At 65.7% G+C, this 24239-nt stretch carries 21 protein-coding genes; 8 read left to right on the top strand and 13 right to left on the bottom strand.

Annotated features, from left to right (window positions below):
• Positions 1–6 precede the first annotated feature (6 nt).
• Together treY and HWX32_RS03635 are read left to right on the top strand one after the other, a co-directional pair.
• Positions 7–2442, top strand: a complete 2436-nt coding sequence (gene treY / locus HWX32_RS03640; RefSeq protein WP_175934742.1) for a malto-oligosyltrehalose synthase — start codon at positions 7–9, stop codon at positions 2440–2442.
• Between the two features lie 22 nt (positions 2443–2464).
• Entirely contained in the window at positions 2465–3490 is a 1026-nt protein-coding gene (locus tag HWX32_RS03635) for a GTP pyrophosphokinase family protein (protein ID WP_175934741.1), read from the top strand.
• 9 nt (positions 3491–3499) lie between these two features.
• On the opposite strand, the gene HWX32_RS03630 is transcribed toward HWX32_RS03635, so the two are convergent.
• From HWX32_RS03630 to HWX32_RS03620, 3 genes are read right to left on the bottom strand one after another with little or no spacing between them, the layout of a single operon-like run.
• A complete protein-coding gene (locus tag HWX32_RS03630; RefSeq protein ID WP_075469344.1) occupies positions 3500–3883 on the bottom strand; it encodes an RNA-binding S4 domain-containing protein in 384 nt (127 codons plus the stop codon).
• A 13-nt stretch (positions 3884–3896) separates the two neighbouring features.
• Positions 3897–4130 carry a hypothetical protein gene (locus HWX32_RS03625; RefSeq protein WP_075469343.1) on the bottom strand — a complete coding sequence of 78 codons (234 nt, stop codon included), beginning with the start codon at positions 4128–4130 and terminating at the stop codon, positions 3897–3899.
• Between the two features lie 11 nt (positions 4131–4141).
• Positions 4142–4786 carry a YigZ family protein gene (locus tag HWX32_RS03620; protein WP_075469342.1) on the bottom strand — a complete coding sequence of 215 codons (645 nt, stop codon included), beginning with the start codon at positions 4784–4786 and terminating at the stop codon, positions 4142–4144.
• A 26-nt stretch (positions 4787–4812) separates the two neighbouring features.
• On the opposite strand from HWX32_RS03620, the gene treZ reads away from it, so the two are divergent.
• Complete coding sequence (treZ, locus tag HWX32_RS03615; RefSeq protein WP_175934740.1) at positions 4813–6522, top strand: malto-oligosyltrehalose trehalohydrolase; 1710 nt, start codon at positions 4813–4815, stop codon at positions 6520–6522.
• A 29-nt stretch (positions 6523–6551) separates the two neighbouring features.
• Here the strand turns inward: treZ and ilvA are convergent, their stop codons facing one another.
• A complete protein-coding gene (gene ilvA / locus HWX32_RS03610; protein ID WP_175934739.1) occupies positions 6552–7844 on the bottom strand; it encodes a threonine ammonia-lyase IlvA in 1293 nt (430 codons plus the stop codon).
• A 260-nt stretch (positions 7845–8104) separates the two neighbouring features.
• On the opposite strand from ilvA, the gene HWX32_RS03605 reads away from it, so the two are divergent.
• Together HWX32_RS03605 and HWX32_RS03600 are read left to right on the top strand one after the other, a co-directional pair.
• Positions 8105–8497 carry a hypothetical protein gene (locus HWX32_RS03605; RefSeq protein ID WP_175934738.1) on the top strand — a complete coding sequence of 131 codons (393 nt, stop codon included), beginning with the start codon at positions 8105–8107 and terminating at the stop codon, positions 8495–8497.
• A 34-nt stretch (positions 8498–8531) separates the two neighbouring features.
• Positions 8532–8996 carry a hypothetical protein gene (locus HWX32_RS03600; RefSeq protein ID WP_075469338.1) on the top strand — a complete coding sequence of 155 codons (465 nt, stop codon included), beginning with the start codon at positions 8532–8534 and terminating at the stop codon, positions 8994–8996.
• 82 nt (positions 8997–9078) lie between these two features.
• Here the strand turns inward: HWX32_RS03600 and dnaE are convergent, their stop codons facing one another.
• The 7 genes from dnaE to lspA form a co-directional block, all read right to left on the bottom strand.
• Positions 9079–12639 carry a DNA polymerase III subunit alpha gene (gene dnaE / locus HWX32_RS03595; protein ID WP_175934737.1) on the bottom strand — a complete coding sequence of 1187 codons (3561 nt, stop codon included), beginning with the start codon at positions 12637–12639 and terminating at the stop codon, positions 9079–9081.
• 66 nt (positions 12640–12705) lie between these two features.
• Positions 12706–13980: an ABC transporter permease gene (locus HWX32_RS03590; protein ID WP_175934736.1), complete on the bottom strand. Its 1275-nt coding sequence runs from the start codon at positions 13978–13980 to the stop codon at positions 12706–12708.
• On the bottom strand, positions 13981–14691 hold the full coding sequence (locus HWX32_RS03585) for an ABC transporter ATP-binding protein (protein WP_075469402.1): 711 nt from the start codon (positions 14689–14691) through the stop codon (positions 13981–13983).
• 370 nt (positions 14692–15061) lie between these two features.
• Positions 15062–16819 carry an efflux RND transporter periplasmic adaptor subunit gene (locus HWX32_RS03580; protein WP_175934735.1) on the bottom strand — a complete coding sequence of 586 codons (1758 nt, stop codon included), beginning with the start codon at positions 16817–16819 and terminating at the stop codon, positions 15062–15064.
• A gap of 56 nt (positions 16820–16875) precedes the next feature.
• The gene (locus tag HWX32_RS03575; protein ID WP_175934734.1) at positions 16876–17385 is read right to left on the bottom strand and encodes a hypothetical protein; all 510 of its coding nucleotides are present in this window, start codon (positions 17383–17385) and stop codon (positions 16876–16878) included.
• Positions 17378–18307: an RluA family pseudouridine synthase gene (locus tag HWX32_RS03570; RefSeq protein WP_242648337.1), complete on the bottom strand. Its 930-nt coding sequence runs from the start codon at positions 18305–18307 to the stop codon at positions 17378–17380. Before HWX32_RS03570 ends, HWX32_RS03575 begins: the two co-directional genes overlap by 8 nt.
• Complete coding sequence (gene lspA / locus HWX32_RS03565) at positions 18297–18797, bottom strand: signal peptidase II (RefSeq protein ID WP_075469332.1); 501 nt, start codon at positions 18795–18797, stop codon at positions 18297–18299. The genes HWX32_RS03570 and lspA overlap by 11 nt, the downstream gene beginning before the upstream one ends.
• 39 nt (positions 18798–18836) lie before the next feature.
• Here lspA and HWX32_RS03560 point away from each other — a divergent pair, with 39 nt between their 5' ends.
• Entirely contained in the window at positions 18837–19829 is a 993-nt protein-coding gene (locus HWX32_RS03560) for a DUF6263 family protein (RefSeq protein WP_175934733.1), read from the top strand.
• Here the strand turns inward: HWX32_RS03560 and HWX32_RS03555 are convergent.
• Positions 19826–20455 (bottom strand): hypothetical protein, encoded by a 630-nt coding sequence (locus tag HWX32_RS03555; RefSeq protein WP_175934732.1) that lies wholly within the window; start codon positions 20453–20455, stop codon positions 19826–19828. The genes HWX32_RS03560 and HWX32_RS03555 overlap by 4 nt on opposite strands.
• Before the next feature lie 110 nt (positions 20456–20565).
• Here HWX32_RS03555 and HWX32_RS03550 point away from each other — a divergent pair, with 110 nt between their 5' ends.
• A complete protein-coding gene (locus HWX32_RS03550) occupies positions 20566–21477 on the top strand; it encodes an asparaginase (protein ID WP_175934731.1) in 912 nt (303 codons plus the stop codon).
• Positions 21478–21492: 15 nt separating this feature from the next.
• Here HWX32_RS03550 and HWX32_RS03545 read toward each other — a convergent pair whose 3' ends face one another.
• A complete protein-coding gene (locus HWX32_RS03545) occupies positions 21493–22881 on the bottom strand; it encodes a DNA polymerase IV (RefSeq protein ID WP_175934730.1) in 1389 nt (462 codons plus the stop codon).
• Between the two features lie 107 nt (positions 22882–22988).
• Between HWX32_RS03545 and HWX32_RS03540 the strand changes: the two genes are divergently transcribed.
• A complete protein-coding gene (locus HWX32_RS03540; RefSeq protein ID WP_175934729.1) occupies positions 22989–24155 on the top strand; it encodes a hypothetical protein in 1167 nt (388 codons plus the stop codon).
• The last annotated feature ends 84 nt before the right edge of the window (positions 24156–24239 follow it).

The following is a 24239-nucleotide window of genomic DNA, read 5'->3' as shown; positions in this document are numbered from 1 at the left end:
CGATTGATGCGCCGCCCCATTACCTCGACCTACCGGCTGCAGCTGCGCGGACCCCACGCGGACCCGCAGGGGCGCGAGTTCGGGTTCGCCCAAGCCGCCGACTTGGTTCCGTACCTGCGCGATATGGGGGTGTCTCACATCTACCTCTCCCCCGTGTTCGCTTCCGCGCGGGAATCGAACCACAACTACGACGTCACCGACCCCACCCTGGTCAATCCGGAGCTCGGCGGGATCGACGGGCTGCGTCTGCTTGCGCGCGCCGCGCATGAGGCTGGCATGGGTCTGGTGGTAGACATCGTGCCGAACCACCTTGGCGTGGAGGTGCCGCGCAACAACCGCTGGTGGTGGGACGTGCTCAAACATGGCCAAAAATCGCAGTATGCGAGTTACTTCGACGTCGACTGGCACGAGGACAACGGCGCGGGCGGCAAGCTCGGGTTGCCGGTGCTCGGCTCGCCAGAAGATGCCACACAGCTTCAGCTAGTGCACTTGAAGGCAGACGAGTTCCCGCCGGGTCACGCCCCGGAGGGCGAAGATGTGCTGGCCTACTTCGGGCATTACTTCCCGCTTGCACCAGGCTCCTACTCCGGTTTGGACGACGACCCGGTGGCGGTGCACGAACGCCAGGCGTACCGGCTGATGTACTGGCGCGACGGGGTCATCTCCTACCGGCGCTTCTTCTCCGTCAACGGGCTCGCCGGGGTGCGGCAGGAAGACCCGGAGGTGTTCGCCGCTACGCATGAGGGGTTGGCGCAGCTTGTGCGCGAGCAGCTTATCGACGGCGTCCGCGTCGACCACCCAGACGGTCTCACCGACCCGTTCGGCTACCTCACGCAACTGCGCGAACTTATCGGGCCTGAGTGCTGGCTCATCGTGGAAAAAATCCTCGCGGTGGACGAGCCGCTGGACCCTCGCCTGGACATCGACGGCACAACCGGTTACGACGCGTTACGCGAGTTCGACGGTGTCTTTGTGGACGCAAGCGCCCCCGCGCAGCTAGCCGAGACGGCCTACCGCTACAGCGGCTCCATTTGGGACGAGCACGCAATTAAGGTGTCGGAGTGGATGCTCAAAGCCCGCGTGGCCGAAGACGAGCTCGCCGCCGAGGTTCGCCGCCTGGCGCGTGCGGTGCGCCGCGACAACCTCTCCACCGCCGGCTTGAAAGTGAGCGACGCGGACCTCACCGAGGTGCTGGTGGAGCTCGTGGCGCGCATGCCGGTGTACCGCGCCGACTACCGCTCGCTGTCGCGTGTCACGGCCACGCTCATCGCCGAGATGGCGGCAAGCCCGCTCGCGTTCAACCCGGCCGCGCTCGACCTCGTCGCGGCCGCGCTCTCAGCCGGCGGGGAGGCCGCGCACCGCTTCGCCCAGGTCTGCGGCGCGGTAATGGCGAAGGGCGTAGAGGACACGCTCTTCTACATGGCATCGCGTCTTGTGGCGCTGCAGGAAGTCGGCGGGGCACCCGGGCGCCTTGGCGTGAGCCCGGCGGAGTTCCACCTCCTGCAGGACGAGCGCGCCCGCCTCTGGCCGCACGCGATGACCACCCTGTCCACCCACGACACGAAGCGCAGCGAAGACACCCGCGCCCGGATGATCGAGATCGCGGAGCTACCCGGCGAGTTCGCGCAGCTTGTCAGCGACGTCTTCGCGCTCACCCCGCCGCCGGACCCCGCCACCGGTCATTTCCTGATCCAGAACGTGCTGGGCGCCTGGCCGCGCAACGGCGAGGTCACCCAAGACTTCGTTGCGCGCCTCCAGGCGTACGCGGTGAAGGCGGTACGCGAGGCGGATATGCACACCAGCTGGTACGACAACGACCTGGAGTACGAGGCCGAGGTTACGAAATGGATCGCGCACCTCGCAGACGGCCCGGCCACCGCAGCGCTCGCAGAGTTCGCGCGCGCACTCGACCGCGGCGGCGTGGTGGTGTCCCTGGGCCGCAAGCTGCTGCAGCTTGTGGGCCCCGGCATCCCGGACACCTACCAAGGCACCGAATTCTTGGATTTCTCCCTGGTGGACCCGGATAACCGGCGCTTCGTGGATTACGCGGCCCGCCGTGAGGCGCTCGCGGGCGACGCGTTCGCCGACGCTGACAGTGCTAAACAGCACATCGTCCGTGAGGCACTCACGCTGCGGCGCGAGCGCCCGGAGCTCTTCCTCGAAGGCGGCTACCAGGCCGTCTTTGCAGAGGGCACCGCCGCCCGCCACGTAATCGGCATGGCGCGAACTGCCGGCGCAGATGACGCGGACACGGTAGAGGTCATCGCCCTAGCCGTTCGGGAGCCGCTGGCGCTCGAACGCGGCGGCGGATGGCGCGGCACCACGGTGCGCCTGCCGGAGGGCGAATGGGTCGACTGTCTCACGGAAAGGCGGTATGGCGGCCAGGTAGACGTCGATAAGCTCATGCATAAACTTCCCGCGGTGCTACTCGTGCGCGCCTAACGCGCTACACTGTCGGGCCGTTATGAACGCACGCAGCCGAAGGAATAAAGAGGCGGACGACACGATCGCCCGCCTCGGTTCGACCTATTTTGCGTGGGTGGATGCCCACCCCGACGTCTCCACGACGCTGCGCCACATGCTGCACGAACTCATGCGCGACGCTGGCGTGAAGTTCGACCGCGTCGACGTGCGGGTGAAATCCTGGACCAGCCTCAAAGAGAAGGCCCGCAAGACCAACGCCGACGGCTCACTGGTGTACCCGGACCCGTGGCACGACATCCGCGATATCATCGGCGCGCGCATCAGCGTGTTGCACTCCACCGAAATCCCCGCAGTGCAGCGCTTGCTGGCCGACCAATTCGAGGTGTTGCGCAGCGTGGACAAAGCGGAGGAAACGCGTGTGGCCGGCGGTTTCGGCTACGGCTCCCACCACATGGTGGTGCGCGTGGTGGAACACTCCGAGGGCCTGGAGGAGTACGTGGGCACGGTGTTCGAGGTGCAGATCCGCACCGTGCTGCAGCACGCTTGGGCGGAGTTCGAGCACGACATCCGCTACAAACGCGCGGGCCACGAAGCGCTCGACCCGCGCGCCGACCGCGCGTTTACGCTCGCCGCGGGCCTAATCGAGCTGGCGGACCAGCAGTTCGACCAAATCGCCAGCCTGGCGGACCCGAACCAGCACATCGACACGGATGTGGACGCGGAGCTGTCGCCGGAGACCCTGCCCGGCATCCTCACCGTGCTGCTCGGCTCCAGCTTCCCGCTGGCTCGCGCGAGCGACTACCGCTTTCTTACGGAACTGTTGCGCGCGCACGGCATCGAGGTTGTCTCGGAGCTCGCCGAGTTGACCAACCCGGCGGACATCGAGGCGGTTTCGAACACCCTGGAGTACGCGTTCGTGCCGGGGCAAGTCAGGCTTATCGACGATCTCTTGCTCAACCGCTACGGCACCGAGCACATCGAGCGCACTTGGGACTCCGGCAACCGTCCGCAGCTGCGCCGCAAGCGCCTGGAAGCGCGCCTCGCAACGCTGCGCGGTACCAGCTAGCGAGACCGGCTAGCGGCGCCGCCCGAGCAGACGGTCGGTTTCGCGCCGCTCCTTCTTCGTGGGCCTTCCCGCGCCCCGGTCGCGCTGCGGCATGGTGAGCAGCACGTCGATTGACGGCGGCGGCGGGGAGAAATCTATGTAGCACTTGCGCGCCACCGGGGCTCCAACACGCTTCGGCACCGTGGCGGTGACCTCGAGGATCATGTTGCGGTGGTCTTTCCACACCTTCACCTCGTCGCCGGGCACCACCTGAGCGGAGGGTTTGACCGTCTTGTCGTTGAGCTTCACGTGGCCTGCGCGTACCGCCTCTGCGGATTGGCTGCGCGTTTTGAAGATGCGCACCGCCCACAGCCAGACGTCGATGCGCACCGCTTTGCCGGTGGGCTCAGTCATATGCTGCTCCGGTTTAGTACTCGTCTTTGTGGTTGACGATGCGCTGGACCTTGTTCCAGTTCGTCACGCCACCTGCGACAGCCACCACGAAGCCCAGGATGAGCACGGCCCAGGAGCTGAAGATCAAGCCGAAGGCGATGCCCCCGACCACGCCGCCGCCGGCCCAGAGGGCGGCGTTGCGGGAGTACTTGCGCACGGCGGCCTTGCGCTGCTCGATGGGGTTATTCGGGCGGGGCTGGATCGTCATGGTTTAAAAGTTTAGCGCCCCAGGCGGGTCTCAACCCACCGGTGCCCGGCGTCGCGGGTTTCGGCGCTTCCGGCGGTGGCGGCGGCGACGAGCTCGTCGATGCGGGCGCGCGCCCCAGGTTCGAAAGCAAGCGTGTAGATCGCCTGTTGGCCGTACTCAACGTCCACCACGTCTACTCCGGCGTTGCGCAGCTCTGCCTCAATGCGCCCGGCGTCTGCGTGCGGCAGCGCGACGGTGGCCAGCGCTCGCGGTGTACGCACTGCGCGCGGCAAGCCATCGAGGGTCTCCGACACCGAATTCGTATACGCGCTCACCAGGCCGCCGGTGCCCAGTTTCACTCCGCCGAAGTAGCGCACGACGACGGCGACGACGTCGTGAAGCCCTGAGCCTTTGAGTACCTCCAGCATCGGTTTTCCTGCCGTGCCGGAGGGCTCCCCGTCGTCGGAGGAGCGCTCGATGGGCTGTGCGCCTTCCACGTGGACGATGAAGGCGGAACAGTGGTGGCGCGCGTCGGGGAACTCCTCGCGCGCGGCCTGGATAACGGCACGCGCCTCATCCTCGCTGCGCGCCTTCTCGACGATGCAGATGAAGCGGGAGCGCTTGATCTCAATTTCGTGGCGCGCGGAGGCGGCGGGAAGTTCGTACGGAGTGTCCATCGCTTGCCCACTGTACGTTGGGGCGCATGGAGCGATTCGAAGTGTGGGCCCCAAACGCAGCTCAGGTCGAACTTCTCACCCGCGGTGAGCGGCACCCGATGCGCGCCACCGAGCGCGGGTGGTGGGCAAGCGACATCGTGCCGGTGGATGGGCAGCGCTACGCGTTTTCGCTTTTCGACGGCTCCACGTGGTCCAAGCCGCTGCCCGACCCACGCTCGCGCTTCCAGCCCGATGGCGTGCATGGTGAAAGCGAGGTCTACGCCCGCGACACCGCCTGGACCGACCAGTCGTGGCCCGGCATCGAGCTGAAAGACCAGATCCAGTACGAACTGCACGTGGGCACGTTCACTCCGGAAGGCACCTTCGCGGGCGTCGAGTCGAAACTGGACTACCTGGCGGAACTTGGCGTGAACACTATCGAGCTCATGCCGGTCCAGCCGTTTCCCGGCGCGCGAAACTGGGGCTACGACGGGGTGGCGTGGCACGCGGTGCACGAAGCCTACGGCGGGCCCGAAGGGCTGAAGCGTCTGGTGGACGCCGCTCACGCGAAGGGCATCGCGGTGCTTCTCGACGTGGTGTACAACCACTTCGGCCCCGAAGGCAACTACACCTACGCCTATGGCCCCTACACCACCCCGAGTGCCACGGGCTGGGGCGACGCCGTGAACATCTCCGGCTGGGGCTCCGACGCAGTGCGCGCGCTCATACTGGACGCGGTGCGCCAGTGGCTGGGCGAGTTCCACGTCGACGGGCTGCGCCTGGACGCGGTGCAGGCCTACGACGACCGGCGCGCGTACTCCATCATGGAAGACATCCGAGCTGTTGCCGACGAGATCGCTGCCGAAACCGGGGTGCCGCGCACCATCATCGGCGAGTCCACGCAGGACGACCCGCGCATTGTCACCCCGCGCGCCCACGGCGGCTACGGGCTTGACGGCCAGTGGCTTTTCGATCTCAACCACGCCATGCACGCGCTCATCACCGGGGAGCGCCACGGCCACCACGTGGACTACGGCGGTGTTGCGGAGCTCGCCGACGTGTTGCAGCACGGATTTTTCTTCCGCGGCGGTTACTCCGAGTTTTACGGCTGCAGCCACGGCCGCCCGCTCGACTTCAGCCGGGTCGCACCCTGGCAGATGGTGGTGTACACCACGAATCACGACGAGACGGGCAATCGTCCGCGCGGCGACAGGCCGTCGCAAAGCTTAAGCCCTGCCCAACTCGCGCTGAAAGCCGCGATTGTGCTGCTTGGGCCGTTTACCCCGATGCTGTTCATGGGCGAGGAGTTCGGCGCGCGCACCCCGTTCCCGTTTTTCATCTCGCACTCCGATGAGCGCGCCGAGCGCGACGCCGTTCAAGGGCGCGCCGGCTGGTTCGCCGCCGAAGGGTGGCCCGAGGAGATGTTGGATCCTGCGGACGAGGCGACGTTTGACCAAGCGAAGCTGGACTGGCCTGCGCGGGGGCAGGAGCAGAAGCTTTACGACGCCTACCGGTCCCTCATCGCGCTTCGCCCCACCCACGCCATCGCCCGGGGCGACCTGCGAGACATCGAGGTTTCGCACGGCGCGCAGTGGCTCACCATCGCCGACCGTGAACACGTCCTCGCCGCGAACTTCTCAAATTCTGAAGTGACGGTGCCTGCCGGTGGGGAGCTCGTGTACTCCTTCGGCTCCCCACGCGTTGACGCGGGCGAGAGCGTGCTCGAGCCGTGGGGGTTTGCGCTGCTGCGCCGGTGACGCCGAGCGCGTGTCCCACGCTGGCCGTTCTAGCCGTTGACGATGTATTCGTACTCCGGTGTACCCGGCTCTAGCTGGCGGCACTCGATCGGCGAGGCGTCCATCCGCTCGAGCAGCGGCGCCAAGTCCTCGGCGCGGGCGAGCTCGAGACCCACGAGCGCCGCGCCGGTCTCGCGGTTGTTCTTCTTCAGGTATTCGAACAGCACAATGTCGTCCTCTTCCCCGAGGATGTCGGTGAGGAAGTGGCGCAGCTGGCCCGCCTCCTGGGGGAAGTTCACCAGGAAGTAGTGCTTCACACCGCGGTGTACCAGGGAGCGCTCCATTACCTCGGCGTAGCGCAGCACGTCGTTGTTGCCGCCGGAGATGATGCACACCACCGTCGAACCAGGCGCGAGATCGGTGTCCTCGAGCCCCGCGACCGAAAGCGCGCCGGCGGGCTCGGCGATGATGCCCTCGTTTTGGTACAGGCCTAACATCTCGGTGCACACCGCACCTTCGTCGGCGATGAGTAACTGCGTGCGATCTGCGTGCGACTGAACCACCTGGAAGGGCACGTCCCCGACGCGCTTCACGGCGGCACCGTCGACGAACGGATCGATGGTGCGCAGCGTGACCGGCTCGCCGGCTTCGCGCGCAGCCGCCAGGGAGGCGGCGCCAGCAGGCTCCACCCCCACCACGCGCGTGGCGGGTGACATGTCCGCAACATACGACAACACACCGGCAAGCAGGCCCGCGCCGCCCACGGGCACCATGATGGTTTCCGGAGCCTTGCCCATGCTGGCCAGCTGGCTAAGGATCTCCGCGGCCACGGTCCCCTGCCCCGTAATAGTGTCCCAGGAGTTGAACGGCTCAATCACGGTCGCGCCGCGAGCCTGGGCATCCTCGCGGGCTGCCTGCGCGGCTTCGTCGAAAGTATTGCCCGTAACCACAAGCTCGATGGCGTCACCGCCGTGCACGCGGATGCGGTCGCGCTTCTGCTTCGGTGTGGGCTTCGGCACGAAAATCTTGCCCTCGATCCCCATCGCGCGGCACGCGTACGCCACGCCCTGGGCGTGGTTGCCCGCCGACGCCGCCACCACCCCAGCTTCGCGATGCGTGTCATCCAGCTTCGAGATGCCGTAGTACGCACCCCGGATCTTGTAGGAGCGCACGTCTTGCAAGTCCTCGCGCTTGAGGTACACCTCCACCCCGTACTGCTGGGACAAGCGTGGGCAGTACTGCAGCGGCGTCGGGGTAATCACGTGGGAAATACGCGATTGCGCCATCTGAATATCGGCGGCATGGACGACGTCTGCGGGGGTTGCGCTCGGGGTGTTGGCCATGGTGCGAGATTCTATACCCCGCAGCACGAGCCCCCACACGTTTACCAACCCTTCATCTCCACGTCACCCGCGAAAAACCTTTAGGGCGTATAACAAAATGCGCACGTTCAAGTGACGGCCAGCATCCAACACCCCGAGTGGAAGAGCAATAGAACTATATTTTTCACCGCGAACCTGCTAGGTTCTTCGGGGTGTCGCATCGTGCTTTCCGCCGACAGCGACGTCGTTCAGAGGACATTTCTACAAGGAGCATAGGTTTCATGAAGCGCATTTCCGCTGCTACGGTGGCTGTCGCTACCGCGCTGTCCCTGGTCGCTGCCCCGGCTATCGCTGTGGAAGCTGACGCCAAGGATACGCACACTCCCAACGTCAGCGTCGAAAGCGACCTCGTTGATACCCCGTCCGCTGAGGATGAGGGCACTCAGGATGAAGCATCGAAGACCGAGGGGAAGCAGGACGGCAATAGCAGTGGATCCTCCGCTGGGTCGCTCTCGTCCAGTGCTGCCTTTGTTGGAACCATGACTGGCATTTTGGCCGCGCTGCTGACCACCAGCATGATCGTGCTGTCTAACCCGAGCGGTATCAACAAGATCGTTGACCTGCTCAACCAGAATTTCGGCCTGGGCCTGGCTCACGTGCCCCTGCCGTTCTAAGCCCCGCACATTTCACCGTCTATTAGGAGCAATCGTGAAGATCCGTAACATCGCCGCTGGTTTCGCCGCAGGCGCAATCCTCACCGGCGCATTCGCAGGCACCGCCCTCGCCGCTGAGACCCCGACCACCAACAGCAACGTCTCCGAGCCGGCCCCCGCTTCGCAGGCCGAGAAGCCGGCAGAGAAGACCGGCGAGCCGGCCCCCTCCCCGGAGGCTGAGAAGCCGGCGGAGAAGACTGCCACGGTAACGGTCACCGCCACCGTCGAGAAGCAGATGCCCGAGGGCAAGAAGGAGAACAACAAGCTCACCCCGGCTACCACCACCTACGCCCCCCCGGCTTGGCTGGCGCCGGTCGAGAATGAGGCCGAGATCCTCGAGGTTATCGGCAAGGTCGGTATCGCCGTCACCGCCATCGGCACGATCATCGCCGCGCTGGCTACGCTCATCGGCAAGGTGCCGGGCCTGAAGAAGATGGTTCGCGACATGATGCCCCGCTAAGGGTTGACGCGCCGCCTCCTGACCGGACGGACGAAAACTCTGCCCGCCCCCCTTTTTTCGGGGGCGGGCTTTCTCGTTGCCGCTACCCCAAGATGCCGGCGCCGAGCGTCGCCTTCAGATCCCCCATCAAACTCGCGGAGCGGTTCACCCGCAGGTGGTCGCCCAACACCATGAGTTGGCTGTGATCCCCGTTGACCAGGTTCAAGTACACGTCCGAATCACCGGGGTTGTTCACCAGCACCCCTTTGAGTTTTGCAATGTTGTCGATGGTGCACTGGTCTGTGCGCATGGTCAGCCGCAGCGGCAGCCCGGCACCGTTTCCGGGGCCGAGTTCCGGTACCTTGACGTCGTCGCCGAACAGGCTCATCCGCTCATCCCGGATCGACACGTGAGCCTTGACCAGGATGATGTTGTCCTCCACGATCTGCGGCGCGACCAGCGCGTAGACCTTGTTGAACAGCAGCACGTCCACCTGCGCGCCGTGGTGGTCCTCCACCGTCACGATCGCCCACGGCGAGCCGTCCTTCTTGGAGAAGCGCCGGTCCACGCTCGAAATCAGCCCGCCGATGGTCACCTCCGCACCGTTGCGCAGCTCGCCGGACAGGATCGTGGTCAGCTGCGTGTCGGTCTGCGCGTCGATGGCTTCCTCGAAGCCGTCGAGCGGGTGGCCGGAGACGTACAGGCCGAGCATTTCGCGCTCGAGGGCGAGCTTGTGCTTGCGGTCCCACTCGTCGTCCGGCACGTCGATAGCGAACATCGAGCTTTCCGACGCTTCGCCGCCGCCGAACCCGGCGAAGAGGTCGAATTGGCCCTTGTCCGCAGCCTTCTTTGTGGACAGCACGGAATCCACCGCGTCTTCCTGGATGAGCATCAGGCCCTTGCGCGGGTGGCCGAGTAAGTCGAACGCGCCCGCCTTGATCAACGATTCCGTGATGCGCTTGTTGCAGGCCGCGAGGTCAATCTTGTCTAAGTAGTCCGAAAAGCTCGTGAACTCGCCCTTCGTGCGGCGGGTCTCCTTGATCGATTCGACCACTTCCACACCCACGTTGCGAACTGCGGCGAGACCGTAGCGGATGTCTTCGCCGACAGCCATGAAGTTCTCCTCGGATTCGTTAATATCCGGCTGCAGCACGCTGATACCAAGGTGGCGGCAGTCGGCGAGGTAGATGGCGGACTTGTCCTTCTTGTCACCCACCGACGTCAACAGCGCGGCCATGTACTCGGCGGTGTAGTTCGCCTTCATGTACGCCGTCCAATAAGACACAAGCGCATAGCCGGCCGCGTGGGACTTGTTGAACGCGTAGGACGCGAACGGCTCGATGGTGCCCCACAACGCGTCCACCGCGTCTTTGGAGTAGCCGTTTTCAAACATGCCGGCGGAGAACGTCTCGTACTCCTTCGCCAGCACCTCCGGCTTCTTCTTACCCATGGCCTTGCGGAAGCCGTCGGCCTGGCCGGCCGTGTAGTTCGCCACCTTCTGGGAGATGTTCATGATCTGCTCCTGGTAGACGATCAGGCCGTACGTCTCGTCCAGGATCTCTTTGAGCGGTTCCTCCAGCTCCGGGTGGATCGGGGTGATCGGTTTGCGCCCGTTCTTGCGATCGGCGTAGTCCCAGTGGGCGTTGACACCCATCGGGCCCGGGCGGTACAGCGCCAAGGAGGCGACAATATCGTTGAACCCCGTCGGTTTCATGCGCTTGAGCAGCTCCTGCATGCCGCCGGAATCGAGCTGGAACACGCCGAGCGTGTCGCCGCGCGACAACAGCTCGTACACAGCCTGGTTGTCGGTGGTCAGCGCCTCCAAGTCAATGGCCTCGCCACGGTTCTTCTTCACGTTCTCCAACGCGTCGCCGAGCACCGTGAGGTTACGCAGGCCCAAAAAGTCCATCTTTAGCAGGCCGATAGCCTCGCATGCTGGGTAGTCCCAGCCGGTGATAATCGCGCCGTCGGCCGGGCGCTTCCACATCGGAATGTGCTCCATCAGCGGCACAGACGCCATAATCACCGCACACGCGTGCACGCCGGCCTGGCGAACTACGCCTTCGAGCCCCCGGGCGGTTTCGTAGATCTTCGCAACGTCCGGGTCCGTCTCGATGAGCGATCGCACCTCCGCGGCTTCGGCGTAGCGGGCGTGCTCCGGGTCGGTGATACCGGCCAGCGGAATGTCCTTCGCCATGATCGCCGGCGGAAGCGCACCGTTGATCCGGTCGGCCATCTGGAAGCCGGGCTGGCCGAAGTTCACCTTCGCCGAGTCTTTAATCGCCTGCTTCGTCTTCACCGTACCGAACGTGATCACCTGGGCGATCTTGTCCTCGCCCCAGCGCTCAGCGGCGTAGGTGATCATCTCGCCGCGGCGGCGATCGTCGAAGTCGATATCAATATCGGGCGCACTCGGGCGCTCCGGGTTCAAGAATCGCTCGAAAAGCAGGCCGTGTTCCATCGGGTCGATGTTTGTGATGGTCAGCGCGTACGCCACCAAGGAACCAGCGGCGGAACCACGACCGGGGCCGACACGGATGCCAATCTCGCGGGCGTGCTTAATCAACTCGGCGACGATGAGGAAGTAGGACGGGTAGCCCTTCATGTCGATAACGTCGATCTCGTAGTTCGCCCGCTCGATGTAGTCCTGCGGCACCTCGGCGCCGTCGAAGCGGTCTCGCAGGCCGCGCATGACCTCTTCGCGCAGCCAAGAGGTCGGCGTGTGCCCCTCCGGCACATCAGCAATCGGCATGCGGTCGTGCGGGTGCTCTTCCCACAACTCGCCGTAGTCGCCGACGCGCTCCGCGATCCACAGCGTGTTGTCGCAACCGTCCGGCACGGTCGAATCCCATAGCTCACGCATCTGCTCTGCGGACTTGATGTAGTAGCCGGAACCGTCGAATTTGAATCGGTCCGGGTCCAGCAGCGTCTTGCCGGTCTGCACGCACAGCATCGCCTCGTGTGCGGGTGCCTGGGATTCGAGCACGTAGTGGCAGTCGTTTGTCACCAGCGGCGGAAGGTCAAGCGTCTTGCCGATGCGCAGCAGGTCCTCGCGCACCCGGCGTTCGATGTGCAAGCCGTGGTCCATCAGCTCGAGGAAGTAGTTGTCGCGTCCGTAGATGTCCTGCCACATCGCCGCGGCCTCAAGCGCCGCGTCGTACTGGCCCAGGCGCAGGCGCGTCTGCACGTCGCCGGATGGGCAGCCGGTGGTGGCAATGATACCGTCGGCGTGCTCCGCCACCAGCTCCGCGTCCATGCGCGGCCACTTGCCCAGCTGGCCCTCGTAGGACGCGAGCGACGAAAGCTTAAACAGGTTGTGAAGACCGGTGGCGTTCTCCGCCAGCATGGTCTGGTGCAGGTACGCACCGGAGGCCGAAACGTCGTCGGATTTCTGGTCCGGGGTGCCCCACAGCACGCGCTTTTTGTTGAAGCGGCTCTCCGGAGCCATGTACGCCTCAATGCCGATAATCGGCTTCACGCCCGCGTCCACCATGCGCCGATAAAACGCGTTGGAGCCGAACATGTTGCCGTGGTCCGTCATGCCCACCGCCGGCATGCCTTGGCGCACCACCTCATCGGCCAGCATGTCCACCTTCGCCATGCCGTCCAGCATGGAAAACTCGGTGTGGTTGTGCAGGTGGACGAAGGAGGAATTTTTGGCCATGCCGGTCATCTTAGACTGCCCGGCGACGCCGAAAAATCCCCCATTGTAATTCGGCGTAACTCGGTCTTACTCGTAGCGCAGCGCGTCGATGGGCTGCATCTTCGCGGCCTTCGACGCCGGGTACGCGCCGAAGAACACGCCGATTGCCAGCGAGAACAGAAGCGAAAACAGCACCGCGGACAACGGCGGCCAGGTCAGCGACAATAGGGCCGACGAGGCAATCATGCCGATCGCTCCGCCGAGCACCACGCCGATGATGCCGCCGATGAGGCACACCATCATCGCCTCAATGATGAACTGCATGCGGATGTCGTTCTGCGTCGCGCCGAGCGCCTTACGCACACCGATCTCCCGGGTGCGCTCGGTGACCGTGATCAGCATGATGTTCATCACGCCGATGCCGCCGACGAGCAGCGAGATGCCACCGATCGCGGACAGCACCACCGACATGGTGCGGAAAATGGCGGTCAGCTCCTCCAGCGAGGCGGCGATGTCGAAGACCTCCGCGGTGTAGGCGTCGTTGCCGCGGTACTGGCGGTCCAGGTACTCCTGCAGGTCCGCGCGGAACACCTCCGGGTCCTCCGTCGGCGCAGAGCGCACGCTAAACGACGCAGTCCAGCTCACGTCCGCACCCACCCGGTCCGCGGCCGTAGCGGGGATGTAGATGTCCGCGTACGACATCTGCCCGAACATGGGATTCTGGTCGGCTTCCTGCGCCACGCCGACGATGGTGAACACTCCGGTCTGCCCGTCAGCTTCCACGTCTACTCTCTCACCGAGGGCGGATACAGCGTCGCCGTCGAAAAGCGCCTCGACCAGTGTGGGCGACGCCACCGCGACCGGGCGGGCACCGTCGATCATGTCCTGCGTGATGCCACGGCCGTACTCCACCTCAAGCCCGCGCATATCCAGCGAGCCCGCCAGAACCGGGTTGATGCCGGTGGAGGTCGTCTTGTCGCCGACCTTGGCCTCGCCCTCGAGGGAGTATTCGAGGTCCACGCCAGTAACCCTCTCGCCGAAGAACCGATCCAGTTCTTGCAGCTCATCGAGCGTCATCGCGTCGCGCTCGTTCGTCGGCGGTGCCATGGTGAACGCGCCGAAGGGGTCCTCCGGGTCCACGTCGTCGCTCTCTTCCGGCACCTCGTGGATGTACACGGGGTACGTTGTGGTACCGGCTTCCTCCAGCCCGCCCATCACGTCGTTTTCCAGAGCACGGCCGAGCGTCATGATGATGATCACGGCCATGATGCCGATGATGATGCCCAGAAGGGTCAGCAGCGAGCGCAGCTTGTTCGTGTTCAGGCTGGATACGGCCAGCCGCAGCGATTCGCGAATATTCACCTACTGCCCCTTCCCCGGCACGCGCACGTTGTCGATGCGCCCGTCCATCATCTCCACCACGCGGCCGGTTTCCTCGGCAAGCTCCGGGTTGTGGGTAATGAACACGATCGCCTTACCCAGGTCGCTGTTCAGCTCGTGGAAAAGATCCATCACCATGCGCCCGGTCTTGGAGTCCAGGGCGCCCGTGGGCTCGTCGGCAAGCAAAAGGTCCGGGTCGTTCGCCAGGCTGCGTGCAATCGCCACGCGCTGCTTCTGACCGCCGGAGAGTTCGTTTGGGTTGTGGTGGAGGCGATCGCCCATGCCCATGCGGGTGAGCAAATCGGCCGCGCGTTCCTCGCGCTCGGCTTTGCCCACACCCGCGTACATCATGGGCATGGCCACGTTCTGTAGCGCGTCGATGCGCCCCACCAGGTTGAAGTTCTGGAAAATGAAGCCGATGTTCTGGCTACGGTATGCCGCCAGCTCCTTGTCTTCTTTCGCGTAGACGGGCTCGCCGTTGAACGCGTACGCGCCGCCGGTGGGTCGGTCCAGCATGCCGATGAGGTTCATCAGCGTCGATTTACCGCAGCCGGAAGGTCCGACAATGGATACAAACTCGCCCTGATCCGCATGGAAGTCAATGCCGTGCAGTACCGTCAGCTCGCTCGGCTCGCCCTCGTTATAGGTCTTCACAATGTCGCGCATGTCAATGAGCAGCCCGGTATTACCCATGGTCGAGGGAGCAGTTTGCTTATCGACGTCTAAAGCTCGCCCCGCCCCGGCCGTAACCTTCCGTGGCTTCTTGGCTTTCGGAGCTGGCGCCTGCTGCTGCGCGTACGGGTTGTGCGGCGCGGGCGCGGCAATGGGCACGCCTTTGCTCGGGTCCTTGGCGCCCTCATTGCCTACCGGTGCGTCTACTTGGGGCAACGCATCAGTGTTCACCCATCCGTCGTCCCAGTCGTCATCCTCCTCGCCGAAGAAAAACGGGTCGTTTCCGTTGTCGTCGGCGTGTTCGAACTGCTCAGCCCGCTCAACGCTGTCGTCTGCACCGTGGCGCGGTTTCTTCCGCCACCGGGAAAAAGGTGTGCTCACCGCGGCTTCCCTACTGCGCCTCAGTGGCGCGGCGGGTGCTCGTTACCGTTACCGTCGCCGTGGTGGGCTGCTTCTTCTCGCGTGCTTCGCGCACGGCCGCCGGGTCGAAGTTCGGGTCCGTGATGTCCACGTGCTCGCCGATGCGGCCCTGGTACTCGTCCGGCCAGTTGATCACAATGTCGCCGGCCTTCAGCTCGCCGCCCGTTACCGCGATATCCACGTCATTGGCCGCGCCCGTTTTCACAGAGCGCTCCTCTACTGTGCCCGAGGTCGCGTCGTCGGAGTCTGTGGCGAGCACCAGCACCGTCTTCTCGCCGTCTTCGTTTTCGTACACCGCGTCCACCGGCACGCTGATCGCGCCCGCGGCCTCCTCGGTGATGATCTCGGCGCGCACGCTGCCGCCCAGCAGCAGGCCTTCCTTGTCGCCGGTCACCTCGATCTCCACGGGGAATGTCACTGTGGACGAGCCGCCTTCGCCGCCGCCACCCATCGCCATGGCCGGGTTCTGCGCCGCTACAGCGCCGCCGCCGTTGCCCGCGGCAGGAGCGATGCGCACCACTCGCCCGGTGAATTCCTTCTTGCCCGTGGCAGTGGAGGTGAACTTCACCTTGTCTCCCTCGGAGATGTTCGGCACGTCGACCTCGCGGACGTCGGTGCGGATCATCAACCGCGAATCGTCCGCGATGGAGAGCAGCTTACCCTGCGGAATGTCACCCTCACGCACGTCCACGCTCGTCACAAGACCAGAGATCGGCGCGTAAATGGTGGATTCCTGCACCTGGTACTCCAGGGTGCCATCACCCTCGGTAAGCTGCGCCGCCTCGGCCTGGCGCCATGCGGAGTTCACCTGCGCCTGGAGCTGGTCGCGTTCTTGCGCCGCCTGGGTGCGCGCGACCTCGAGGTCCGCGCGCGCTTCCTGCAGCGCCGCATACGCTTCTTCGGCGCTCAAACCTGCGCCAGCACCCGCACCAACGCCAGTGCCGCCGCCCAGCTGCGCCGCGATGTCGTTCGGATTCACGCCCGCGCCAGCCCCAGGAACTGCACCGGGAGCGCCAGGAGCGGCGCCAGCGCCAGGGACTGCACCCGGGGCACCCGGTGACGGCACAACCGGCGGCGCCGGTGGCGTCAACGCGCGACCCGGCGCACCGGCGGTGCCCTGCGTACCGCCGCGGACTACGGAGGAAGCGTCGCCCACTGCGCGCTCCACTGCCGCGATGCCCTGGGACACCACGCGTGCGCCACCGTTCGCGCCCGCGACGGCGTTGTACGCGGCCTGGGCCTGGTTTACCTGGGCCTGCGCGGCGCGAATACCCGGGTGGGTGCCGTTATTGATGCTGGCCTGGTACGCATCCAACTGCGCCTGTGCCTGCTCCACCGCAGCCATGGCGTCGGCTTGCGCGTTTGCCTGCTGCTTCTGCTGGATTTCCAGCTGGCGCTCTAGTTGATCCGTGTTCAGGGAGGCCAGGAACTGCTCGGCGCGCACGCGGTCGCCAGCCTTGACCGAAACTTTTTCCACCTCGGACTGCAGAGCGGAGGTGATGTTGACTTGTCGCACCGGCTCGATGTTGCCGGTCACCACCACACTGTTCGAAACTCCGTCGGCGGCGGCAACCGTGTAGTCGCCCGGGTTCAGCCCGTCGCCCTCGGCGTTATCGGCTCCCCCTCCGCCGCCAAAGCCGCAGGCAGACAGGGCGAGGGCCGATGCCATCGCCAATGCGAGCCCCGCGTGCGTGAAACGGCTGCGGTTGCGTCGGTTGTGGGTAGCCAAGAGGTCTCCTCGCGTCCAGTGCGGTTTTTGAACTCTGCCAAACTATACACCCCGCGCTAGCGCACTTCGCGCACTCCGAACGCGCCCCACACCGCGTCCGGCGGCAGCGCCTCGACGGCAAGCACGCCCGGGTTTTGTGCCACTGCGCGCAGCACCTCGCTGCTGTCGCGAACCACTAGCGCCGCGATGTCGTCCCCAACGGCACGCGCGAACACGTCGGCGCGGGTGGCTCCGGCCACTGGCTCCGGAACGGCAACAGGGGCATGTTGCTTTGCCACGACAGCGTTTACCCTTTCCACCCCCTCAACCACACGCGCCGCCTCCTCCGCCGCAACCGGTTGCTGAAAGGAGACGAGCGCGTACGCGGAAGCGTCCGCGAGATCCTCCCCGATCGAAGCATTCGCGCGGGCGACGTATTCGTCCCGGGTCTCTCCGTCCTCCATGCCCAGCTGGTCGCCACGCGGGGTCGGATCCGGCACGGGGTGAGCCGTACCTATAGCCCAGCACGCGCCGACCGCGGCCGCGAGCGCGGCGACGGCACCGACAGTGCCGAGCAGTTTACGCATTGCGCACGCGCTCAAGCGCGACAGCCAAATCGTCCGGATACGGCGAGGTAACCTCCATGTATTTGCCGGTGCGCGGGTGGACGAACCCGAGCCCAGTGGCGTGCAGCCACTGGCGGACGAGCCCCAGCTCGCGCGCGAGGTTCGGGTCGCAGCCGTACATCGGGTCGCCCACGCACGGATGCCCCACAGAGGACATGTGCACCCTGATCTGGTGGGTACGGCCGGTTTCCAAGTGCACTTCCAAAAGGCTCGCACGCCGAAACGCCTCGATGACTTCGTAGTGCGTGATACTCGGGCGTCCGTCGGCGGTGACCGCGAACTTCCACCCTGAGGACGGGTGGCGGCCAATCGGGGCGTCGATTGTGCCCACGATCGGGTCCGGCAGCCCCTGCACCATCGCGTGATACGTCTTGTCCACCGCGCGTTCTTTGAACGCCCGCTTGAGCACCGAGTACGCCGGCACGCTTAACGCAACCACCATGGCGCCGGAGGTGCCCACGTCGAGGCGCTGCACGATGCCTTTGCGCTCCGGGGGACCAGCATCAGGCAGCTGGATGCCCATCGCCTGCAGCCCGCCGACCACATCGGGGCCCTCCCACCCGAGCGTGGGGTGGGCAGCCACGCCGACAGGCTTGTCCACCACGATTAGGTCCTCGTCCTGGTACAAGACGTCCAACCCGTCCACGATCTCGCGGGAGGGTTCCGGGGCACGCTTCGGCTCGGGCAGCGTGGCCTCAAGCATCACCCCCGCGGGCACGCGGTCGGACTTGCCAGCGGGAGCTCCGTCGACAAGCACACTGCCCGATGCGGCCATCTCCGCAGCGACGGCGCGGGAGACGCCGAACAGCTTCGCAATCGCGGCGTCCACACGCATTCCCTCTAGCCCCTCCGGAACCGGCAGGGCCCGAAACTCACCGCTCACGGGCACCCTCCCCGATGAAGGTGGCAATGACGAACACCACCACGCCAACCGTGATCGCCGCGTCAGCCAAGTTGAACACCGCGAAGTTACCCACCGAGATGTAATCCACCACGTGGCCGAACCAAAAGCCCGGGTCGCGGAACAGCCTGTCAATGAGGTTGCCCAGCGCACCGCCAGCGATCAGCGCCAGACCTAGAGCCTCAAAGCGGGTGTCCATCCGCGGGCCGAACCACAGCGCACCGATGACAAACACCAGCTGGATAGTGGTAAACAGCCACGTGGAGTTCTGCCCCATGGAAAACGCCGCCCCTGGGTTGAACAGCAGGTAGAAGCGGAACCAGTCGCCGATGACCGGCACGGCCTGCCCCGGCTCGAGCCAGGTGACCATGAGCTGCTTTACGGCCTGGTCTAATGCTGCGACGATGAGCATGACGGCCACCACCGCGCCGAGATAGCGCGGGGTTTTCCGCTTTGTGTCTGCCTGATCCATTGCGCACCAACTGTAGCCGGGGTGGGTAGGTTTAGAACAATGTTCAGTTTGAAAGGCACCACTGCACGCCACCGGGTTCTCACCGCCGCGCTGCTCGCGGGGCTTTGCGCACCACTTGCCGCCTGCTCGAGCGAGCCTGACCCATTCGAAGGCATCCCGGTTTTCCCCGTCGACGCCGCGGATGTGGAGCTCCTCGCCGAGGGCGAAAACCCGCAGGTACTGCGGTACTCAGACCACGCAGACAGCAACGCTGACGGCAAGGATGCAACGCAGACCACGGTCGCCATTTCCGCTGGCATCGACCAAGCCACCGCGGAAGCGGGCGTGGAGGTAAACGAGAACGCACCGGCGGGCGGCGACGTGAACACCACCACGCTGCCGCTCGACATCGTCGCTAAACCCGCCCCAGCACCCGAGGGCGATGAGCAGGAAGCAAGCCGCGAGATCGACTTCACCGTCGGCTCCGGCAAGCACACGGACCTAAACATCGGCCAGGACGTGGCCAGCGCGGAAGGCTTCCTCATGCGCTGGCGCGCGGACGACCGCGGCGAGATTTCCACCCTGCAGCTGCTCGCTCCCCCGGAGGCTGCCCCGCGCGGACTGCAGCTCGTGGAACCCGCGCTGCTGTCGCTGGTAACCACCAACGTCATCTTCCCGGAAGACCCGGTGGGCGTCGGAGGCACGTGGACGGTAAAAAACCGCGTGGCCGGCGACAAGACGATGGTGCGCACGACCACCTACACCGTGGAAGGCATCGAAGGCGACGCGGTCACGCTGGGGGTGGACGTGGATGAGAACCCGTCGCAAAGCAGTGTGACCATCGACAACGACGTCGCGGGCGAGCTCGACGGCAGCGACGTTGAGGTGGAATCCACCTCAACCACCTCCGAAGGGCGAGTTGTGGTGAACCTGCGCCAGCCGCTGCCCGCCAGCGGACAGGTGGCCGCGACCACCCGCCTGGTGTACTCGGGCGGAAATGAACAAGCGCGGGTGGTCCAAGACATCACCCGCGCCGTGCGCTACGGCGACTAGAGCGCCGGAGCCTCCTGGAACTGCTCCTCCACCGGAGCCTCCATCGGTACCTCGCCGCCCGGGGCTGGCGCCGGCACCTCCGGGTTGGCCGGGGCGTCAGGCGCGGGTGCCTCGGCCGGGGTGTTGCTCATGCACATCGCCGGCACCTCCTCCGCCGGCAACGTGTTGGAGATGAGGAAGCAGGCCCAGCTCTGGGAGATCTTCCAGGCACCGTCCTCGTGCACGAATTCGACGTCCTGGGCGAGCTGCTGTTCCGCGTCCGGGCGCGTGAAGCTCACCGTGGCCAGCACGGAGTTCGCGGTGTAGCCCGGCAGGACCGGGTCAACCACCTGGAACTGCGCGCCGGATTCCTGCTGCGACTGGCTCATCTTGTCGAAGAGCTCCGGCACCTGCTCGCCGCCCTGGACGGTGTGCACGCGCTCGTTGATCGGCAGGTTCGGGTCCGCAGCGCGCATGAGCACGGCGTTAAGCTCCTCCGCGGTGGGCATCTGCGCCGGCGCGGCGTCCTGGCCGTCGGTCGGCGCCGCGGTGGTCTCCTCCACCGTCGCCTCGTCCTCAGAGCACGCGCTCACGCCGAACGTGAGTCCGACTACTGCGAGTGCGGCGGCGAGTTGCTTGGCTTTCACGGGATCTCCTTACACATTTCGGCTGAGCACGCGGGAAGCGGCTTCTTCCCGCTCACGTTACCGTCGATACGCAGCTGCTCCAATTGCCACACGGGCACTACGCTCAAGCCATGGGCGAATTCACACTTGTCATCACCACCGGCGGCACCATCGCGTGCACCCAAAACGCATCCGGCGCGCTTGTGCCCACCCGCACCGCCGCCGAGCTCGTTGCAGCAAGCGGCAGCGGGTTGCCGGTGCGCACTTACGATGCGGTGAGGTTGGATTCGTCGTCAGTGGGGCTTGGGGACATCGACATGTTGCGGGGGCTAGTAAGCAGTGCGCTTGACGACGCTTCCGTGTCTTCCGTAGTCGTCACCCACGGCACCGATTCCCTTGCCGAGACCGCGCTCGCGCTCGACCTGGTGCACGACGATCCGCGGCCCGTGGTGCTCACCGGCGCGATGCGCCCAGCGGACCACCCGCACCCGGACGGGCCCGAGAACCTCCGCCGGGCGATCGACGTTGCCGCCGACCGGCTGCGCCGCGGCACCGGAGTGCTCGTGCACTTCGGCGGCGAAACCCTCCCGGCGCGCGGGCTGCAAAAGGTGCACACTTCCGACCTGCACGCTTTCGCGCTTGCCAGTGAGCGCCCCCTGCCGCGGCCCGTGGCGGTGCAGCCCGCGCCGCTTGCGCCGCTTCGTATTCCCATCATCCGCGCCTGGGCGGGCGCCGACGCCGAGCTCGTGCGAGCCGCCGCCCAGCTCAACCCGGATGGCGTGGTGGTTGAGGCGCTCGGCGCGGGCAACGTCTCCGACGCGATGGGCGAAGCGATTGCCGGCCTTCTCAGCGCGGGCGTACCGGTGGTGGTGGCCAGCTCGGTGCCGAACGGCGAGGTGGCCTTCGAATACGGCGGCGCTGGCGGTGGCTCTACGCTGGGAGCGCTCGGTGCCATTCCGGCCGGGTTCTTGCGCGCGGGACAGGCCCGCATTGCGCTCGCCACCGCCTTGTCGTCGGGGGTCGCCCCGCAGACGCTGTTCTAGCTGGGGTTTTTACTGCTATTCCCGCCCCAGCCAATCGCCCCAGGCGAGCGAATCCAGCGGATCGGCGGGCGTAAGCTGCGGGTCATCGGCACGCAAAGACTTGATCTTGCCGGGGCCAGTCGCCCGCGTTTCAAACCGCACCGTCACCCACCCCTTGCCGGCACCTTGAACCCAGCCGTGGCCGAAGTCTGGGTGGAAGACATCCTGCGTGGCGCTCCACCGCCCGGCAGCACCAGCGGGCTCACCCTCGCGCACCACCTCGACCTCGGGTTCGCCGGCGTGATCGCTCACGCCCGTCTCGTAGTCGGTGGACACCGGCCGCGGCTTTACAATCGCCTGGTCCAGCTCCGGGAACAGCACGTCCTGCAGCGAATCCTCCAGGCCGGAGTACGACACGCCTACCAACCGGATCGGCCCCACCTCGTCCGGGTAGCGCACCAGCTTGAACGCGGTAGCAAGCAGCGTTTCGTCGTCGTCCGTGGCGTAGGGCAGCGTCGCGGAGCGCGACTCAATACGAAAGTCGGCCATCCGCAGCTTCACCGTCACCGTGCGTGCGCCGCGGCCGTCTTTGACCAGGCGGCGGTGCGACTCGGCCGCGGCACGTTTTAGGGCCTCGTCCACCTCCGGCGGGGTGGTCAGATCCTGCGGGTACGTGTGTTCGGAGGAGATCTGCTTTGCTTCGGCGCGGGGAGCGACCGGGCGGTCGTCGATACCCTGCGCCAACCACCACAACTGCCTGCCCACCGCTCCGCCAAGCGCGATGTCCAACTCCTTCTCGCTCAAGTGCGCCAAGTCGCCGATGGTGGCAATACCCGCCGCCGCGAGCTTCGCCTCCGTCACCGGTCCCACGCCCCACAGCTCGCTGACCGGCATCGGGTGCAAGATCTCAAGCTGTCTCTCGTGCGGGATGACGAACACCCCGTCGGGCTTCGCCCGGCCCGAACCGATCTTCGCGTACTGCTTGCCCGGGCCCGCCCCGATTGAGCTAGGCAGGCCCGTTTCGCTGCGGATTTCGGCGCGCAGGTCGTTGGCCCACTCGGTGACCTGCTCAGGGGTGGCACCGACGAGCTCGGCGGGCTCCATGAAGGCTTCGTCGATAGAAAGCTGCTCCACCACGTCCACGTGCCTGGCGATAACCTCGAAAACTCGGTGCGACGCCACCGAGTACACCGCCCGGCGCGGCGCGACCAACACGGCTTTCGGGCCGACGAGCCGTGCCGCGCGGTGCGTGGGCATCGCCGAGCGTGCGCCATACTTGCGTGCCTCATAGCTTGCCCCTGCCACCACCCCCCGGCCGGTGACACCCGCGACGAGTACTGGGCGGCCCTTGAGGGTGGGGCGGGTGAGCTGCTCGCACGACGCGTAGAACGCGTCCATGTCGATGTGCAGCACCCAGCGAGCCATAGTGCAACTGTGCCCCAGCCCGGGGCGTTTTCTCCAATCCACACCGATTGAGCCTCAAGCCTTGTGATTTCCAGCACACTTGGGTCAAGTATGTAAGTATGCAGTACATGAGGTTCTCCCCCGCCCTACGCGCCGCCACATTGATCGCGCTCCTGCCGCTCGCCGCCTGCTCCGAGTCGGATGTTGAGGAGCAAGATGCGAACGAAGAGACCACCGTCGATCTCTGGGGCACGGAAACCACCACTGCCGCCGTTAGCCTCAACCGCGCGGACGTGGCCAACGCGTGCGAAAGCGCAGTGGAGGATGGTTTCGCCGCGGAGGGCATCGACTTCACCTCGGTCATGGTGTGGGCCAACGACGTGCCCGAGGACCGTATCTCGGGAGATCTCTTCGAAGGCCCGCTTGAAGGCCACCTGGAAAGCGCTGAGTTTTCGGGGGATTTCACCTTCAGTTGCAGCACTAACGGAGTGACGGCCGACGTCTACGGTTTCGATTTCCCCGCCTCCAACTTCGTAGTCCCCGACCCCACCCCCAACGCAGCACCTCCGCCAGCGCACACCCCGGTCGTGGACCCGCAGCGCATCGACCCGGGCAACAACGGCGCTGGCCGCGCAGGCCGCGACGACAACCTCGGCATCTTGTACCACAACCGGGAAGACTGGCGCTTCCTGGAAGCCCCCGGCAAGATCGTGCCCGGCGCGCGCATCCACAACGCGAACCAGAACATGGTGTGCTCCACCGGGTTCATCGCCTCGCGCGGGGACCGAGCATTCATCATCACCGCGGGCCACTGCGGGCGCGTGGGTGATCAGTTCTACGTCGCGGATTCCCAGGGCAATACCTTGCGCATCGGCGAAATGGTGGAGTCCTACGTCGAGGGCTCCAGTACTAACATCACCGGCGCCGACATCGGTTTGATCGAGCTCTACGCCGAGGCGAAGCCGTATGTCGACTCAGCGCTTCCCATCAACGAACCGCTGCAGGGCTGGATTACCCCGGAGGAAGCAGCGAGGCGTGACATGGCGATCTGTCGGCTCGGCTCCACCACCGGCTACTCGTGCGGCGTGTTCGTGGAGGTGGATAAGGCCGGCCAGTTCTTCTACCGGAATATCAACGACCGAGGAGATTCGGGCGGCGCCATTTTCGCCTACGACAACTCCGGAGCATGGGCGCTCGGCGTTTCCTCACGCGTGAGCGACTACAACAAGACCCTCGCGGGTGGCATGTCCATCGCCGGGGCGATCCAGTACTGGGGCCTGACCTTGCACGGGTAGCCCCTTCCCCGGGCACGCAGAAGCCGCGGCACCGGTTAGCGCTACGGCTTCACGGCACCGCGGCGAGTGCGCGGAACTAGCGGG

The organism is Corynebacterium sp. Marseille-P4321, from assembly GCF_903645305.1.
GTDB lineage: Bacteria > Actinomycetota > Actinomycetes > Mycobacteriales > Mycobacteriaceae > Corynebacterium.
Note: the sequence above shows the minus strand (reverse complement) of the source record. Positions and strands in the feature narration are given on the sequence as shown.